Origin of the sequence: Ensifer sp. Root127 (assembly GCF_001425225.1) — a bacterium.
GTDB lineage: Bacteria > Pseudomonadota > Alphaproteobacteria > Rhizobiales > Rhizobiaceae > Ensifer > Ensifer canadensis.
Genome location: NZ_LMDX01000012.1, coordinates 41,139 through 56,918 on the forward strand (window position 1 = coordinate 41,139; position 15,780 = coordinate 56,918).

Genomic DNA, 15,780 nt, shown 5'->3' on the forward strand with positions numbered 1-15,780 from the left:
GGCGTGCTTTGAAGCACGGTTCGTGTTCCGTTTTTGCCCAAGGCCATTGAAAGCCCAAAAGATGCGCTAGACTTAATAGAAGGCAGGGCGTCGAAACGCACGGCGCTCCGCAACAGGGGAGGATCGCCGATGCGCTGCTTCACGGTAGTTGGGCCTTCGCAGACCGGAAAATCCACGCTGGTGGAAAAACTGGCTGCGCTGGGGGAAAGCTCCAGAAAGGCCACGTCACCTTATGGATTGAACATCACCGAATTCGAGATCGGCAAGGAAGCCTGGTGCGCGCTCGATGCGCCCGGCGGCACCGAGGCGCTCGCGCACGCGCAGCACGCGCTTCTGGCGAGCGACGCCTGCGTGCTCTGCGTCTCGCCGGCGCCGGAGGAGGCGGTGCTGGCAGCGCCCTATCTCAAGGTGATCGAAGCATCGGGCACGCCCTGCATCATCTTCGTCAACCGCATGGACGAGCCGCGCGGCCGGTTGCGGGATGTCATCGCCGCGCTGCAGGACTATTCCAGCCACATGCTGATCCTGCGGCAGGTGCCGATCCGCGAAGGCGACAGGATCGTCGGCAGCTGCGACCTGATCTCCGAGCGGGCCTGGCGCTATCGCGAGGGCCAGACCTCGGCGCTGATCGAGATCCCGGATACGACGCTGGAGCGCGAGAAGGAAGCGCGCACCGAATTGCTCGAACATCTCTCGGAATTCGACGACTGGCTGCTCGAAGAGCTGATCGAGGATCGCGAGCCCGGCAGCGACACGATCTATGCCATCTCCTCGCGGCTGCTCAGGGAAAACCGGATCATCCCTGTTCTCGTCGGCGCGGCGAGCCACAGCAACGGCATCCTGCGGCTGATGAAGGCGCTGAGGCACGAGGCGCCGCCGGTCGACACGCTGCGAAAAAGGCTCGGCGAGGCGAGCAAGGTTCCCGAAGCGAACCTCGCTGCCGTCAGCTTTCATGCCTATCACCGCCAGAATGTCGGCAAGACCGTGCTTGTCCGCGCGCTTTCAAACGGCATCAAACAGGGTGCGGCACTCGGCGGCGGCGGTGTCGGCTCGGTGCAGGACCCGGCGACCGGAAAACCGCTTGCCACAGGGACACCGGAGCCTGGCACGATCTTTGCCGCCGTCAAATCCGACCACCTGCCGGTGCCGGCGCTTCTGACCGGCACTGCCGCATCCGAGGCGCCTGACTGGACGGTGCCGCCGACGCCGATGCTGGAGCGCATCCTGGTGCCCGACAGCGAGCGCGACGAGACCAAGCTTTCCGGTACGCTTGCGAAGCTGGCGGAGACCGATCGCAGCCTCAAGGTGATGCAGGAGGAGGGCACAGGCGCGCAGCTGATCTGCGTGCAGGGGCCGGTGCATCTGCGCGATCTCTGCAAGACGCTGGCCGATGTCTTCCATGTCGGCGTCACCGATAGGCCGCCGAGCCCGACCTATCGCGAGACGGTGCTCAAACCCTCAGACGTGCACTACCGCCACCGCAAGCAGACGGGCGGGGCGGGGCAGTTTGCCGACGTCAAGCTCAGTGTTCACCCCAACCAGCGCGGCGGCGGCTTCAGCTTCAACGAGACGGTGAAGGGCGGCGCGGTGCCACGCAACTTCATCCCGGCGATCGAGGCGGGCGCACGCGAGGCGATGGAGAAGGGGCCGCTCGGCTTTCAGGTGATCGATGTCGGCGTGACGCTGACGGATGGCCAGCACCATCAGGTCGACAGCTCCGAATTCGCCTTCCGGGCTGCTGCCAAGATGGGCGTGCGCCAGGCGCTGTCGCAGGCCTCCGCCGTGCTGATGCAGCCGGTGGTGCGCGTCGAGATCCACATCCCGTCGATCTATTCCGGCAGCCTGGTGCCGGTTGTCTCGACCTTCAAGGGCCAGGTGCTCGGCTTCGACCGCGACGAGGCGGCCAAGGGCTGGGACGTTTTTCGCGCCCTGGTGCCGGGCTCGGCGCTCGACGAGCTGGCGCGGGCGTTGCGTTCGGCAACGCAAGGGATCGGCTACTTCTCCAAGAACTTCGACCATTTCGAGGAGCTCTACGGCAAGGAGGCCGAGGCGGTGATCCATTCTCATGGGACGGCGCAGGCTGGGTAGGTCGCGCACGGACCAGGCTTTCGCTCCGGCATAGTCCTCGGCGGCCCATGCGGCGAGGCTCCGGGCCGCGCCAGGCAAACGGTTCGGCAAACTGGCCGGCTTGTCTCATTTTTCCCATCAAATTGGGTGTCCGGGCTGGAGACAGGCGGTTTTCCTCCTACTTCAAGTCGTTCAGGCCGGATTGGGCAACGAACAGTGAGAGGACGACACAATGGCCAAGAATACGATCTGCCTATGGTACGACAAGGACGCGGAGGAGGCGGCCCGCTTTTATGCCGCGACCTTTCCCGACAGCGCAGTAGGCGCTGTGATCCGTGCGCCTGGAGATTATCCGGATGGAAAACAGGGAGATGTGCTGGTCGTTGAATTCACGGTTGCGGGTGTTGCCTGTATCGGCCTGAACGGTGGCTCCACGTTCAAACACAGCGAAGCCTTCTCCTTTCAGATCGCAACCGACAGTCAGGAAGAAACCGACCGCTACTGGAACGCCATCGTCGGCAACGGTGGCAAGGAAAGCGAATGCGGCTGGTGCAAGGACAAATGGGGCCTGTCCTGGCAGATCACGCCGCGCGTGCTGACCGATGCGCTCGCCATAGGCGGTGCTGAGGCCAAGCGTGCATTCGACGCGATGATGACCATGAGGAAGATTGACGTGGCGGCGATCGAAGCGGCGCGCCGCGGCTGAGACCATCCCTTTCGCGGGCGACGCGCCTGGCGTGAAGCGCGCCGGGCGGCGCGAGCTGGTCAGATGGTTGCTCTGTCCTTCCATCCACCTTCAGAGGACCGCGCGAGCGCAACAGGCGCCTGCGGCCTCACCAGCCGCGGCAAATGGCGGCTCTGCGTAGACGCAGCCGGCTACCTCAACACAACGGCCTACAATCTGGCTTTCAGCCACGGCAGCCGAGGATGCCGGGTCGTGGCCATGGCGCGCAAGTCCTCCGCTGTCGGGCCGGAGGCGCGTTCTTTCCAAAAGAAGGCAGGACTAGGACGGACGCATTGGTGCCGCCGTTTTGGCAGGGCCAGGTCCAAACCGACGCCTGGCAAGAAGCTGCCAGCCACCACGCGCCAGCAGCAGGGGGCTTGCCGCGCGCAATCGTCTGGCGTAAATATCGCCCATCGCGAAAAGCGACTGCTTCCCTTGATCCGCTCAGTGGCGGAGTAAACAGGTGGACGAATTCACGTCCAGGCGGTCAAGCACACGCCATCCGTACGCCTGACGTATGGATCGGCCAGCGGTTCCCAGAACATCAAACGCCTGACCTCTGTCGGGCCTTATCGTGAGCTCATGGCGCCTGGCGGCGTCCGCATGCTTGCGTCCATCGGAACCTGTCATGACCAGACCCCTCATCGTCATCTTTACTGCCATTGTCCTCGATGCCATCGGCATCGGCCTCATCTTTCCAATCCTGCCCTCGCTGCTCAAGGAGGTGACCCACGCCGACAACGTCGCCCCCTATATCGGCATCATGACCGCACTTTACGCGGTGATGCAGTTCATCTTTGCGCCGGTGCTCGGCGCGCTCAGCGATCGGCTGGGCCGTCGGCCGGTGCTCTTGATTTCGCTTGGCGGTGCCGCCATCAACTACCTGTTCCTGGCTTTTGCACCCAATCTCTGGATGCTCTTCATCGGCCGCGCGATCGCCGGCCTGACGAGCGCCAACATGTCGGTGGCATCAGCCTACATCACCGACATCTCGCCGGAGGATAAGCGCGCCCGGCGCTTCGGCCTGTTCAACGCCATGTTCGGTATCGGCTTCATCATCGGCCCAGTGCTTGGCGGCGTTTTGGGCGACACTTGGCTGCGGCTGCCATTCATCGCGGCGGCCGTGCTGAACGGCTTCAATCTGCTGCTGGCGTTCTTCATCCTGCCGGAGTCGCGCGCGCCGAGCCGGGAGAAGATCGATCTTGCAGCGCTGAACCCGCTTCGGCCGCTGCGCTGGGTGTTTTCTGTGAAGAGCCTGCTTTCCCGTCATCCTCACCTTCTTCATCTTCAGCGCCACCGGCGACGCTTATGGCACCTGCTGGGCGCTCTGGGGCAGCGACACCTTTCAATGGAACGGGCTCTGGATCGGCCTTTCACTCGGCGCCTTTGGCGTCTGCCAGGCCCTTGCCCAGGCCTTCCTTCCCGGTCCGGTCGTGAAACTGCTCGGCGAGCGCGCCACCATCCTGACGGGCATCGCTGGCGTTTGTCTTGCGCTTGTTGTCATGGCGTTTGCGACAGAGGGTTGGATGATCTTCGCGATCATGGCGGTTTTCGCGCTTGGCGGCATTGGCACGCCGGCGCTGCAATCCCTGGCGACCCGGCAGGTCGACGAGGACCAGCAGGGCCAGTTCCAGGGCGTGCTGACGTCGGCCGTCAGCCTCGCCTCGATCGTGGCGCCGCTGGCGTTCTCAAGCTTCTATTTCGTCGTCCGGGAGCAATGGCCCGGTGCAATCTGGCTTACGGTCGTCGTCATCTATGCGATCGCCGTGCCCCTGGTTCTCGGTCTGCGGTATGGGCATTCGCTGCCTGACGCCGGCCCAGCGACGTCGTCATCCCGAGGGTGAGATCGCGTCGGCTGCATAGTGGTCGCGGAGCGGTACGGTTGCCCCGTCACGGCCACTCCGCGCCTTAGCCAGCGGAGCCGGCCGGGGCAATCTCGGCATAGCGGCGTTGGCGCTCGTCGATTTCCTGCAGCAGCCAGCCGAGAAAGCTCTTGGTCACCGGTTTGGTACGGAACAGCTCTTCCTGGCAGACGAACTGGTAGGTCTCTGCCGGTTCGTAATAGTGGTCGTGCACCAGGCAGATCTGTCCGGTTCTGAGCTCATATTCGACCATAGTGCGGTCGACGAGGGCGACGCCCTGTCCTTCCTTGACCGCCTCGAGGATGATGTGCTGGTCGTCGAAGATCAGGTCCTGGCGGCTGGGCGAAAGCCGGAGGCCGGAGGAGGCGATCCAGCTCTGCCATTCCTGAAGGCCGCGATAGTGCAGGCGGTTGCCCGAGAGAAGATCGTGCTTGTCGGCCTGCCCCTCCCAAGTGGCTTTGCCGCAGACCGGCACCAGGCGCTCGCGCAAGAGCCGCTGCGAAAACCGGGCGGGTGGCGGGTGCAGGCAATAGTCGATGATGACGTCGGCGGTGCCGGAGGCGGGCGTGTTGGTTTCGAGGTGGGAGAGGTGGATCTGCAGGCCGGGATTTTCGGCCAGAAACTCAGAGATGCGTGGCGCAATCAGCTTCATCGAAAAGAACGGCCCGACCTTGACCCGCAGGATCTTCTGGGTGTTGCGCGGGCGGATATGCTGGACGACGCCTTCGAGATCGTCGAAGGCGCGGTTGCAGGAGGCAAAGAGCAGGGCACCCTCGGGCGTCAGTTCGACGCCGTGCTGCTTCCGGACGAACACGCTGAGGCCGAGATTGTCTTCGAGAATTCGGATCTGGTGGCTGATGGCGCCCTGGCCGATGCAGAGCTCGTTTGCCGCCGCCGTGAGGCTGCCATTGCGCGCCGCCGCTTCGAAGGCGCGCAGGGATTTCAGGCTCGGCAGATCGCGCATGGGTTTCTCCGGAAGGCGGTTCAATCGCTCAGGTATATATGAATTTTTTGGATGGCTGGGATTATTTCTTTGACATTGCGAAGCGCTGCCGCATCCCCCATTGTCGATGAATAATAAAGCGAAAATGCAACAACGATCGGCAGCAAGTTTACGGAATAACAAGCGAAATCCGCATTGGGTGTAACCCGGTGTGCGGCTTTGCGAGCGATATTCCGGGAGGCGCCGAGAAGAACAATAAAGGGAACGAGTTGCAAAAGAAGTTCATGAGTGCGGCAGCGATGTTCTTCGCCTGTGCGATGGCTGGCACCAGCCTTGCGGCGGACAAGCTGGCGATCGGCACGGAAGGCGATTATGCGCCCTTCAACTATGTGACGGCGAGCGGCGAGATCAAAGGGTTCGACTACGATATCGGCCAGGCGGTCTGCGCCGAGATCAAGATGGAATGCGTGTGGAGCACCAACGAGTGGTCCGGCATCATTCCCGCCCTTCAGGCAAAGAAGTTCGACGTGATGATCGCCTCGATGGCGATCAACGAGGACCGCAAGAAGGAAGTCGACTTCACCAAGCCCTACTACTTCAACGCCATGCGCTTCATCACCCGCAAGGACCTGGGCTTGGCGCAAGTTTCACCGGAGGCGCTGAAGGGCAAGGTGATCGGCACGCAGTCCGGCTCGGTGGCGGTCGAGGCGCTGCAGGAGTTCTTTCCCGACAGCGAGATAAAACTCTATCCAACGCTCAGCGAAGTGTTTCTCGACATGGCCAACGGCCGCCTCGACCTGATCCTCGAAGGGCAGATGGCGCTGACCGACTGGCTGGCCAAGGACGACAGCGGCTGCTGCGATTTCGTCGGCGACAGCTTCATTCTCGACACCGCCCAGGGCAACGCCATGGCGGTGCGCAAGGGCAACGAGGCGCTGCTTTCCAAGCTCAATTCCGGGCTGGAGGCGATCATGGCGAACGGCACCTACGAGAAGATCCGCAAACAGTATTTCGACTTCGACATCATGGCGCGGCCGAAGAGCACGACCGAATATTTCCGGTGAGGCGAGGGGCTAGAGCAGGATCGTTATTGGCTCATCGAAGCCCCTCATCCGGCCTGCCGGCCACCTTCTCCCCGCATGCGGGAGGAAGGGACATTGCGGCACCCGCTCGCAACCCCAACAGCCGCCAGCCCTCTCAGCTTTCTCTTCTGTCACGACAAGGTGACGGCGTCGCTGCCGCGCCCGCAACGTTCGCAACAGTGAATGAGTGCGCAAGGTGATGCGCGCGTGGCGGCCTCGTTCCCTCTCCCCGCCTGCGGGGAGAGGGTCAGGGTGTGTTGCACGCCTCTCACAAGGAATTCGCGTGTTGTGCGTTGCGCTCAGCGCAGGGCGCGGCAAGCGGTGGGCGCGGCGCCGGGGTGTTCGCGCTTCCCCGGCGCCCGTTTCCTCGATTTTCTCCCAGTCCCAACATGAAAGTGCATGCGATGAGCTTCAAGGTCGCCGTTCTCGAGTTCAACCAGGAAACCAACACGTTCTCGAAGCTGAAGACCGGCTTTAAAGATTTTCAGATGTGCCACTACTTCAAGGGCGCGGCGATCGAGGACAATTGCCGCGGCACCAATTCGGAAATCGGCGGCTTCATCGACTGTTGCGATCGTTATGGCTGGGAGTCGGTCTATACGGTGGCGGCGCGGGCGGAGCCCGGCGGAAGGGTCGACGAGGAAACGCGGCTGCGCTTCGTCGAAGATGTGACGGCGGCGCTCAACGGCGAAAAACTCGACGGCGTCTTCATCGTCTTTCACGGCGCCATGTGCACCGAAACGGCCGACGATGCGCAGATCCAGTTGTTAGAGACGGTCAGAGGCATCGTCGGGTCCGATCTGCCCATCGCTGCCACCTTCGACCTTCATGCCAATTCCGCGCCTGACATGGCCGCGCTGCTGGACATTGCCGTGTCGTTCCGCACCTATCCGCATGTCGACATGGCCGAGTGCGGCCACAAGGCCGGCGCGCTGCTGGAGGCGGCGATGCGCAGGGAGATCACGCCCGCCATCGCCATCCGCCAGCCGCCGATGATCAATGGCTGCAACGACGGCCGCACGACCCATGCCTGCGCCATGACCGAACTCCTGGAGATCGCCGATGCCATCGCTGAGGAGAATGGGATCCTTGCGACCTCCATCAATGCCGGCTTCTACGACGCCGACATCCACAACACCGGACCTTCTGCCGTGATCTGCTACGACAAGGCGCGGGTTGCCGACGCCGATGCCATTGCGCACGCCGAGCGGCTCTGCGACGAGATCTGGCGGCGGCGCGAGCATCAGGACCAGCAATTGCCGCTTGCCGCGCTGCCGGGCGCCATCGCGAAACATTTCGCGGCCAAGCGCGAGCCCGGGCCGCTGGTGATCGCCGATTTCTCCGACAATCCCGGCTGCGGCGCCTACAGCGATTCCACCTGCCTGCTCACAGGCCTGCTGCAGGCGGGTGTCGAAAACGCAGCCTTCGGGGCGATGTGCGACCCAGCTGTGGTGGCCGAACTGATCGAAGCCGGCCTCGGCGCCGAGCGGGAGGTGACGCTCGGCTGCAAGATCGACCCTGCGGTCGGCGGCGGGCCGATCCGGGTGAGGGGCACGGTGCAGGCGATCTCCGATGGCCGGATCATCTTCGAAGGGCCGATGTTCCAGGGCCTGCCGGCGTCGCTCGGCCCAAGCGTGCGCTTCCATGTCTCAGGCATCGACATCCTGATTTCGAGCGAGCGGCAGCAGCTGCTCGACCAGAACCTGTTTCGCGCCGTCGGCATCGAGCCCGCCCGCTACGACATCGTCGTCGTCAAGTCGCAGCAACATTTCCGCGCCGCCTTCGGCCCGATCGCGTCTGATATCATCGAGGTCGACGCCGATGGTCTGAGCACCGCCAATATCGGGGCACGGGCATTCAAACGCGTGCGCCGGCCGATCTATCCGCTGGATAGGGAGGCAGAGATTGTGGCGGCGCGCTAGACCGGGGCGAGTATTGTGATGGCGAGCAGGATGAAAAAGGCGACCATGGTGCCGACAACGAAAAGCGCCATTGTTCGCAGAAGCTCCGGCATCCCGTCAGACGCACCAGCTCCGTCTGCCGACAGGGAGGCGGGTTTCTCGGTAACATCGTGCCAACCGAGCCGTTCGAGCTGACGGCTTATCCTCTCGTGCTCGGCCGCATAGCCCCGGTAACACAGCCAGCCCGGACTGGTGAAATCATAGAATGTCTCGCCGAGGCCGCGAATTTTTGCAAGCAGCCTGGCCGCGCCTTTCCGCGTATATGAGCAGCTCTCATCGTCGGGAGAACGCGCCCAATGTCGTTCAACGAGCAAGCCGTAAAGCGCGTTGCACCCTTCCATTGTCAGGGCGAGGTTTCGGATCTCGGAACTTTGGCAGAGATCGTAATCGAGGCGTTCGTTGCGGCCTTGCAACATGTACTCCGGCAACGATTGATCGTCCTCAAACACGACATCGTCGGGGCCTATCGTCAGCGTGCCCCAACGCCAGTGGACCGGGATTGCCACGGCGGCGCTGGACCAGGCGCGATTATGATCGTTGAGCGGTCGCCGCCAATGAGGGCCTTGGGGCGCAAGGCGCACCCGACCGCGCGTACCATCCGGCAGCCGGACATTGTCGGCGGCGAACAGCCCGTAGTGCCCATAATGCAGAACGGCAACCCCGTGCCGCCGCCCGAAGTCCCTCCATCGCAGTGGTGTCCCGGTCACATCCACAGGCAGCAAATACCCTTCCGGATACACGTCATCTTCGAATGGCCACATGGCTATCGGCACCTCGGCAACCGGCCACTCCTGCGGCAGAAGATCCCACCGGTAACGAGAGCGAGCGCGTTCGTCCATTTAGCAACCAGGGCGTTAGTATTTTGATAAAAGGGGGCGGACAGCGAGCGGTGGCTTGCGACAATTTCAGCCTCGCCTCCTTCCTGCATCGAGCGGAAAAGTCATTGAGTTCGGCTGGAAGGGAGGGCAGCGCCGAGGCCTCGCTCAGCAAGCGCATTGATCTCGCCGCGTGATCCCGTCACCTTCGCTGCACGACGATCGCCAGCCGCGAATCGCCATCATCCCCCAGTCGGCACCCTCGCTCGCACCGCCCACAGTGAACGGTGACGACATTGCATCTGAACCGTGTTATCGTTTCAGCCCAATATAGACGGGGAAAACATGCCGCGCCCACTGTCCATTGGCGCATTTTCCCTGACGCCAAATTGGGTGCGTCCAGAGCGATGACTGGGTCGACTGCCGACGTGTCGATACCGAGATTGGTCAACTCTGGCGACGTGGATTGGTCGAATTCGATCTGCGCAAAACCGGCTACATCAATCGATTCTCGCCTCCCAAGACGACGCGACGATGAAGGCGGAGATCATGAAGCTTCTTGAAGAGGGCTAAAGCGCGTAGCAATCTCTAGGATTCGCTTGCCGCGCTCTAAGTTCTTGCTTTTACGCATGTCGTTATCGCAAAACCGCGGCGCACTTTTGCGCGACATGCGTTAGGCGCCGCCGCCGCTAACCAGAGATGAAGGCCATGACGGGGTTCGAGCATACCGCGTTAACCCGGTTGAGCCAGTTCTTCAGCCCGGCCGCTGCCGCGCATCCTGGCCTCTCCGGCTTTAGCCTCTTGAGCGAGGCGCGACATGCCTTCATCACGCGTCTGGCGCTGGCCGACCTGGCCGAGAAACATCTCGACATGCAGTATTATGTGTGGGACGGCGATACAACCGGCCGGATCATCGTCGACCGGGTGATGCGGGCGGCCGATCGCGGGGTCAGGGTGCGGCTCCTGGTCGACGATCCCTATTACAAGGCCAGTGATCAGGTCAAAGCTGCCCTCGACGCCCACCCCAACGTCGAAATCCGTCTGTTCAACCCGACCAAGAACCGGAGGTGGTCCAGGCTAGACTTCCTTGTCGACTTCCGCCGGGTCAACCGCCGCATGCACAACAAGCTGATGGTGGCCGACAATTCGGCGGCGATCGTTGGCGGCCGCAATATCGGCGACGACTACTATGGCGTGAACACCGTCGCCAATTTTCGCGATCTGGATGTGCTGGCGGTCGGGCCCGTTGTGGACGATCTGTCGGGGGTGTTCGACCGATACTGGAACAGCGCCTCGACGAGGCCGATCGCGACCATCGTCAAGCGCACCTATGGCGCCGCCGATCTCGACGCCATTCTGACCCGCTTGCGCCAGGAGATTGCCGCCGCCGAATACCCCTATCCGATCGACCAGGATCTCGGCGAGCTGGCGACCCGGAGCGCCGAGCTGCGCGACGGTCTCGTGTGGGCGCCAGGGCGGATCATCGCCGACGACCCGGAAGCAATCGCCAGCGGCAAGGCGGCCGACGACGTTACCGCCTTCATTCGCGGGCGGGTCACCGAGTTGAAGGAGGAACTGCTCGTCGAGGCGCCCTATTTCGCCTTGCCCGCCGGGGCGCAGGCGATCGTCAAGGCGCTGCACGAGCGCCATGTTCGGGTGCGCGTGCTGACCAACTCGCTCGCTTCGAACAACCAGATCGCCGCGCATTCGGTCTATGCCAAGACCCGCAGGCGCCTTCTCGAGAACGGCCTGGAGCTCTACGAACTGCGCGCGGACACCGACGCATTCCGGTCAGGCTGGTCGCACCATTCCGGGCGGTCGCGGGCGGCCTTGCACACCAAGGCCATGGTCTTCGACAACAAGGCCGTGTTCATCGGCAGTTTCAACCTCGACCCGCGATCCGCGGTAATCAACACGGAAGCCGGCCTGTATATCGAGAGTTCGGAGCTTGCCTCGAGGCTGACGGCCTATATGGCGACCGGCGTCGCGCCCGCCAACAGCTACCACGTCTTCCTTGATCCTAATGGCGCGATCGTCTGGAAGACGGTGCGGGACGGCGAGATCGTCAGCTACGGCGACGAGCCCGAAACGGGATTCCGCCGGCGGCTCATCGCCGACCTCGTGAAACTCCTGCCGATCGACTCGCAAGTTTGACGCCGATCGCTTTGCGACCGGCGTGCAGCCTGACGTCCCGGCATTGCTGGGCCGTAAACGGCGCGACGACGTGAGCGCGCGCTGAAGCATGGAAGAATCTCCGCAGACGCGCCTCTTAGAGCAGTTGCGTGCCTGTTGGCGCGACGACGGTCCCCGTAAGTACCCATTGGTATCCGCTCACACAGTTGCCAATCGCGCCTCATGCGTCGCCGCCGCTATTTCAGCATGACGACGGCTTCGACCTCGAAGAGCATGGGGTCGATGGCAAGCTTGGGGACGGGGATCAGCGTCTGCGCCGGCAGGGACGCGCCGAACATTTCCTTGACGTTTTTGGTCAGGACCTCGAGCTTGGACATGTCGTGATCGACCACGAAGACCGTGAGTTTGGCGACCTGATCCGGTTTGGCGCCGAGCGCATCGAGGGCGGTGCGCAGATTTGCGTAGGCCTGCCTGACCTGGACGGCAAAGTCGGGCGACAGGGCGCCGGTGCTGTCCTGGCCGCCCTGTCCGGAGATGTAGGCAACCCGGCCTTCACGGGGCACGATCACCGCCGTGCTGTAGCCGTTCGGCGTCGGGTCGTAGAGGTTTTGCGGATTGACGATGGTCAGCTTGAGATCATTCTCATTCGCTGTCGTCGCAGTGGGAACTGCCATGCTCATGATGATTAGCCCTCCGATAAGCAGATGCTTGCTGTCGCGTGACATGATTTTCTCTTGGCTCCGAGAGGACCGTGAGCAACCGACGCTCACGGCCTGCAGGATTGAACTTGAACGCATTGCCGATGCGATTGACTCGTACGTTGTACGATTAAATTGCATCGTACAACGTACGCGTCAATTGGTCAGGATCGACATTCGGCGGATTGTCGGCTTAAAACGACGCTCTGATCAGCAAGGAAAAACGATGGCAGCCAAACGCAGCGGCACTCAGAGCAAACGGCCTCAGCGGAAGGCTGCGTCACTCCAGCCTGTGCAGGAGCCACGCAGTGAAGCGCCGCTCTCCCTGGAACGGATCGTGGCGACCGCGGTAGACCTGCTTGATGCCGAAGGGGTCGACGGATTGAAGATGCGTCGGCTGGCCGATCGCCTCGGCGCCGGCGCGATGAGCCTCTATTGGCATGTCGGCAACAAGGACGAGGTCTTTGATCTGGCGCTCGACGCGGTGCTCGAATATCGCGGGCCGTCGCATAGGGTCGAGGCTCAAGACTGGCGCGGGGACGTCGTTCATATGCTCGAAGACTGGCGCGCCGTCATGCTGCGCCATCCCTGGTCGGCATCGCTATTGCCGCGCCGGGCGCTCGGCCCGAACATGCTCAATCGCCTGGAACTCCTGAGCAGGACCCTGTCGGGAGCCGGTGTTTCGGACGCGGACTTGAACGTCGCGATATGGTCGCTCTGGAACTATGTGATGGGCGCTACCATCACTCGGGCGAGCTTCGACCTCTCGGACGAGGACAGGGCCGCCGGGCAGCAGCGCCTTGCAGGTCTCAGCGAACACTACCCGACGATTGAACGCTCTCGTCTGCTATTGGATAACGACTGGGACGGTGCTTTCAGGAAAGGCCTCGACTTCCTGCTCGATGGCCTCGGCCCGAGACGATGAGCGCGCGACGACACGGTTTCCCGCAACACCGCTGCACGCTTTTGCGCGACATGCATTGATACACGTCGCGATCTTTCAGATTCGCCTTCTGCGCTTTAAGCCCTTGTTTTTACGCATTTCCTGACGGGAAATCGTTTCGCCCTTCCTGGGAGCCGCTAACGGGCCACGGGACAATGGCGGCGTGGGTGACCGAGGCGCGGCAACAGGAACCATACCGGTTGCGCTCAACCGGTAATTCCGATCGTCCTGCGCAGGCCGAAGAAGCGACACGGAGTTGGTCGAGATTTTTTCGGCTTGGCGAATGCGAATTGTCGGAACCGATTGATCTCGCCCGTCCTTGGGTCGGACCAGCGTGAGGAAGAAGCAATGAGAGAGTTGATCCTGAAGATGTCCGTGTCGCTCGATGGCTTTGTCGGCGGGCCCGAGGGCGAAATCGAATGGGTGTTCAGCGGCGATCAAGAGGCCATTGCCTGGTCGGTGGAGACGGTGGGGAACGCCAGCCTACACATCATGGGCAGCCGCACCTTTAAGGACATGGCGGCATTTTGGCCGACCTCCACACAGGTATTCGCGCCGCCGATGAACCGGATTCCGAAGGCCGTCTTCTCAAAACAAGGGCCGGCGGTCCTGAAAGCGGCTGAAGCGACCAGGGCGCTCGAAGATGCCCGGACCGACGCGGGAAGCACGCATTCGGGGAAGCTGCAGCCCGGCGCGGACAGTTGGAGTGAGGCCTATGTGGCGAGCGGCGATCTGGCCGACGAGATCGCCAGGTTGAAGTCCCGGGACGGCAAGCCGATCCTCGCCCACGGCGGCGCCGCCTTCGCGCGCAGTCTCATCGCGAAAGGTCTGGTCGATCAATACGCCCTGCTGGTGCATCCGGTGGTGCTCGGCAGGGGTTTGCCGATCTTCTCTGACGTCGCCCCGCCAAAGCGCCTCAAGCTGATCAGCTCAACAGCGTTTCCGGGGGGCTCGGTGGCGCAGATTTATCGGCCGGCGTGACCACGTCCGAGCATGCGATCCACAACTCCTACTGCATGTTTTTATCCTTAGATCCTATTCGATTTAAGGACAAAAACATGCAGCAATTCAAAGTGCTACAGCGACCTAAGACGCGCGGCGCTGTAGAACGTTTCCGATTTAGACGAAAACGCTCTATCTCTCTGTTTTTTAGCATTTCCTGACGGAAAGCCGCTTCGCGCTTTTCCTGGAAATGCTCTTAGTGCAGATGCCCCAGCTTGTCGGGATTGCGCACGATGTAGATCGCCACGACCTTACCGTCCTCGATCTCTAGTGCTGTCGACTGCAGTTCGCCGTCGGCTTCGCGAGTGACGAAGCCGGGCAGGCCGTTGATGAAGCCGGAGCGCACGAGCGTCGAGATCTGCGTGCGGAAGGCGACCGCCAGTTTTTCGTGCACGCCGAGAACCGCCTCGAAGCCGAGGATGGGGCGCATCGCTGCGGGGCGCTTGCCGCCGCCGTCGGCGTGGATGCTGACATCGGAGGCGAGCATGGCGCCGAGCGTCTTCAGGTCGCCGCTGCGCGAGGCGGTGAAGAAGGCTTCGGCAAGTTCGACGCCGCGCGCCTGCTCGACATGGAAGCGGGGCCGCGCCTCGCGGACATGGGTGCGGGCGCGGGCGGCGAGCTGGCGGCAGGCGGCCGGGTCGCGCTCGATCGTCGCGGCGACTTCCTCGAAGCTGAGGCCGAAGACGTCGTGCAGCAGGAAGGCGGCGCGCTCGAGCGGCGACAGGCGCTCCAGAGCGAGCATCAGGGGCAGGGTGACGTCCTCTTCCGGTTCCTCCTCGACGACGGGGTCGGGAAGCCAGGGGCCGACATAAGTCTCGCGCTGGCGCCGCGCCGACTTCAGCTGGTCGAGACAGAGCCGGGTGACGGTGCTTCGCAGGAACGCTTCGGGCTCGCGCACCGCGGAGCGGTCGGCCCCCATCCAGCGGATGAAGGCCTCCTGCACTATGTCCTCGGCGTCGGCGACCGAGCCGAGCATGCGATAGGCAACGCGCATGAGTTTCGGACGCAGCGGGTCGAAACCGGCCGCTGCGTCGAGCTGGGCGTTGCCCGTCATCAGGCGGCGACCTCGGCGACTGCCTTTGCCGCTGCCGGCTCGATCCAGAGGCCGAAGCCGACGGCCAGGCGGTTCCAGCCGTTGATGACGTTGATCATGAGCGTGAGCTTCACCTGCTCCTCCTCGGTGAAATGGTTCTGCAGAGCCTGACGAGCGCTTTCGTGGGTATGGCCCTCCGACAGGCGAGTGAGCGCCTCGGTCCAGCCTAGCGCGGCGCGCTCGCGTTCGGAATAGCAGGGGGCTTCGCGCCAGGCCGACAGCAGGTAGATACGCTGCTCGGTCTCGCCCTTGGCGCGCGCTTCCTGGGTGTGCATGTTGATGCAGTTGGCGCAGCCGTTGATCTGGGATGCGCGGATCTTGACGAGTTCGATGAGATCAGACTCGAGGCTGGCGGCGACGGACATAGAGACGCTGGTCCAGCTCTTCATCAGTTGCGGAGCGGCGGCGAAAAGGTCGATCTTGGCAGTCATGGTTCCGTTTCCTTTCGTTGGTTCCG

Annotated in this window: 12 protein-coding genes and 1 pseudogene; 8 read left to right on the plus strand and 5 right to left on the minus strand. The window is 62.9% G+C overall.

The features are described 5' to 3' along the window. Positions 1–129 precede the first annotated feature (129 nt). The 3 genes and pseudogenes from ASD03_RS14715 to ASD03_RS14725 all read left to right on the plus strand — a co-directional run bounded on the left by ASD03_RS14715 (position 130) and on the right by ASD03_RS14725 (position 4,635). Positions 130–2,088 carry an elongation factor G gene (locus tag ASD03_RS14715; RefSeq protein ID WP_025427542.1) on the plus strand — a complete coding sequence of 653 codons (1,959 nt, stop codon included), beginning with the start codon at positions 130–132 and terminating at the stop codon, positions 2,086–2,088. Between the two features lie 211 nt (positions 2,089–2,299). Next, entirely contained in the window at positions 2,300–2,773 is a 474-nt protein-coding gene (locus ASD03_RS14720; protein WP_025427541.1) for a VOC family protein, read from the plus strand. Between the two features lie 646 nt (positions 2,774–3,419). Further along, positions 3,420–4,635: pseudogene (locus ASD03_RS14725) on the plus strand (TCR/Tet family MFS transporter). A gap of 64 nt (positions 4,636–4,699) precedes the next feature. Here ASD03_RS14725 and ASD03_RS14730 read toward each other — a convergent pair. Continuing rightward, complete coding sequence (locus ASD03_RS14730; RefSeq protein WP_057206207.1) at positions 4,700–5,617, minus strand: LysR substrate-binding domain-containing protein; 918 nt, start codon at positions 5,615–5,617, stop codon at positions 4,700–4,702. A gap of 263 nt (positions 5,618–5,880) precedes the next feature. On the opposite strand from ASD03_RS14730, the gene ASD03_RS14735 reads away from it, so the two are divergent. Both ASD03_RS14735 and ASD03_RS14740 read left to right on the plus strand, forming a co-directional pair. Further along, positions 5,881–6,660 (plus strand): transporter substrate-binding domain-containing protein, encoded by a 780-nt coding sequence (locus ASD03_RS14735; RefSeq protein WP_225906315.1) that lies wholly within the window; start codon positions 5,881–5,883, stop codon positions 6,658–6,660. Positions 6,661–7,082: 422 nt separating this feature from the next. Further along, a complete protein-coding gene (locus tag ASD03_RS14740; RefSeq protein WP_025427537.1) occupies positions 7,083–8,600 on the plus strand; it encodes a M81 family metallopeptidase in 1,518 nt (505 codons plus the stop codon). Here the strand turns inward: ASD03_RS14740 and ASD03_RS14745 are convergent. Continuing rightward, on the minus strand, positions 8,597–9,478 hold the full coding sequence (locus ASD03_RS14745) for a hypothetical protein (protein ID WP_025427536.1): 882 nt from the start codon (positions 9,476–9,478) through the stop codon (positions 8,597–8,599). The genes ASD03_RS14740 and ASD03_RS14745 overlap by 4 nt on opposite strands. A gap of 684 nt (positions 9,479–10,162) precedes the next feature. Here ASD03_RS14745 and ASD03_RS14750 point away from each other — a divergent pair. Next, a complete protein-coding gene (locus ASD03_RS14750) occupies positions 10,163–11,608 on the plus strand; it encodes a phospholipase D family protein (protein ID WP_158268924.1) in 1,446 nt (481 codons plus the stop codon). Positions 11,609–11,823: 215 nt separating this feature from the next. On the opposite strand, the gene ASD03_RS14755 is transcribed toward ASD03_RS14750, so the two are convergent. After that, positions 11,824–12,312, minus strand: a complete 489-nt coding sequence (locus tag ASD03_RS14755) for a RidA family protein (RefSeq protein WP_025427534.1) — start codon at positions 12,310–12,312, stop codon at positions 11,824–11,826. A gap of 199 nt (positions 12,313–12,511) precedes the next feature. On the opposite strand from ASD03_RS14755, the gene ASD03_RS14760 reads away from it, so the two are divergent. After that, entirely contained in the window at positions 12,512–13,210 is a 699-nt protein-coding gene (locus tag ASD03_RS14760) for a TetR/AcrR family transcriptional regulator C-terminal domain-containing protein (protein ID WP_025427533.1), read from the plus strand. 366 nt (positions 13,211–13,576) lie between these two features. Beyond that, positions 13,577–14,209: a dihydrofolate reductase family protein gene (locus ASD03_RS14765; protein WP_025427532.1), complete on the plus strand. Its 633-nt coding sequence runs from the start codon at positions 13,577–13,579 to the stop codon at positions 14,207–14,209. A gap of 217 nt (positions 14,210–14,426) precedes the next feature. On the opposite strand, the gene ASD03_RS14770 is transcribed toward ASD03_RS14765, so the two are convergent. Continuing rightward, on the minus strand, positions 14,427–15,284 hold the full coding sequence (locus ASD03_RS14770) for a sigma-70 family RNA polymerase sigma factor (protein ID WP_025427531.1): 858 nt from the start codon (positions 15,282–15,284) through the stop codon (positions 14,427–14,429). Further along, a complete protein-coding gene (locus ASD03_RS14775) occupies positions 15,284–15,754 on the minus strand; it encodes a carboxymuconolactone decarboxylase family protein (RefSeq protein WP_025427530.1) in 471 nt (156 codons plus the stop codon). Before ASD03_RS14775 ends, ASD03_RS14770 begins: the two co-directional genes overlap by 1 nt. Positions 15,755–15,780 lie beyond the last annotated feature (26 nt).

Excerpts from the sequence above, each read along its gene's own strand:
- ASD03_RS14720 (WP_025427541.1), top strand. The coding sequence starts at position 2,300 with ATGGCCAAGAATACGATCTGCCTATGGTACGACAAGGACGCGGAGGAG.
- ASD03_RS14755 (WP_025427534.1), bottom strand. The coding sequence starts at position 12,312 with ATGTCACGCGACAGCAAGCATCTGCTTATCGGAGGGCTAATCATCATG.
- ASD03_RS14750 (WP_158268924.1), top strand. The coding sequence starts at position 10,163 with ATGACGGGGTTCGAGCATACCGCGTTAACCCGGTTGAGCCAGTTCTTC.
- ASD03_RS14735 (WP_225906315.1), top strand. The coding sequence starts at position 5,881 with ATGAGTGCGGCAGCGATGTTCTTCGCCTGTGCGATGGCTGGCACCAGC.
- ASD03_RS14740 (WP_025427537.1), top strand. The coding sequence starts at position 7,083 with ATGAGCTTCAAGGTCGCCGTTCTCGAGTTCAACCAGGAAACCAACACG.
- ASD03_RS14715 (WP_025427542.1), top strand. The coding sequence starts at position 130 with ATGCGCTGCTTCACGGTAGTTGGGCCTTCGCAGACCGGAAAATCCACG.
- ASD03_RS14775 (WP_025427530.1), bottom strand. The coding sequence starts at position 15,754 with ATGACTGCCAAGATCGACCTTTTCGCCGCCGCTCCGCAACTGATGAAG.
- ASD03_RS14730 (WP_057206207.1), bottom strand. The coding sequence starts at position 5,617 with ATGCGCGATCTGCCGAGCCTGAAATCCCTGCGCGCCTTCGAAGCGGCG.
- ASD03_RS14745 (WP_025427536.1), bottom strand. The coding sequence starts at position 9,478 with ATGGACGAACGCGCTCGCTCTCGTTACCGGTGGGATCTTCTGCCGCAG.
- ASD03_RS14765 (WP_025427532.1), top strand. The coding sequence starts at position 13,577 with ATGAGAGAGTTGATCCTGAAGATGTCCGTGTCGCTCGATGGCTTTGTC.
- ASD03_RS14770 (WP_025427531.1), bottom strand. The coding sequence starts at position 15,284 with ATGACGGGCAACGCCCAGCTCGACGCAGCGGCCGGTTTCGACCCGCTG.
- ASD03_RS14760 (WP_025427533.1), top strand. The coding sequence starts at position 12,512 with ATGGCAGCCAAACGCAGCGGCACTCAGAGCAAACGGCCTCAGCGGAAG.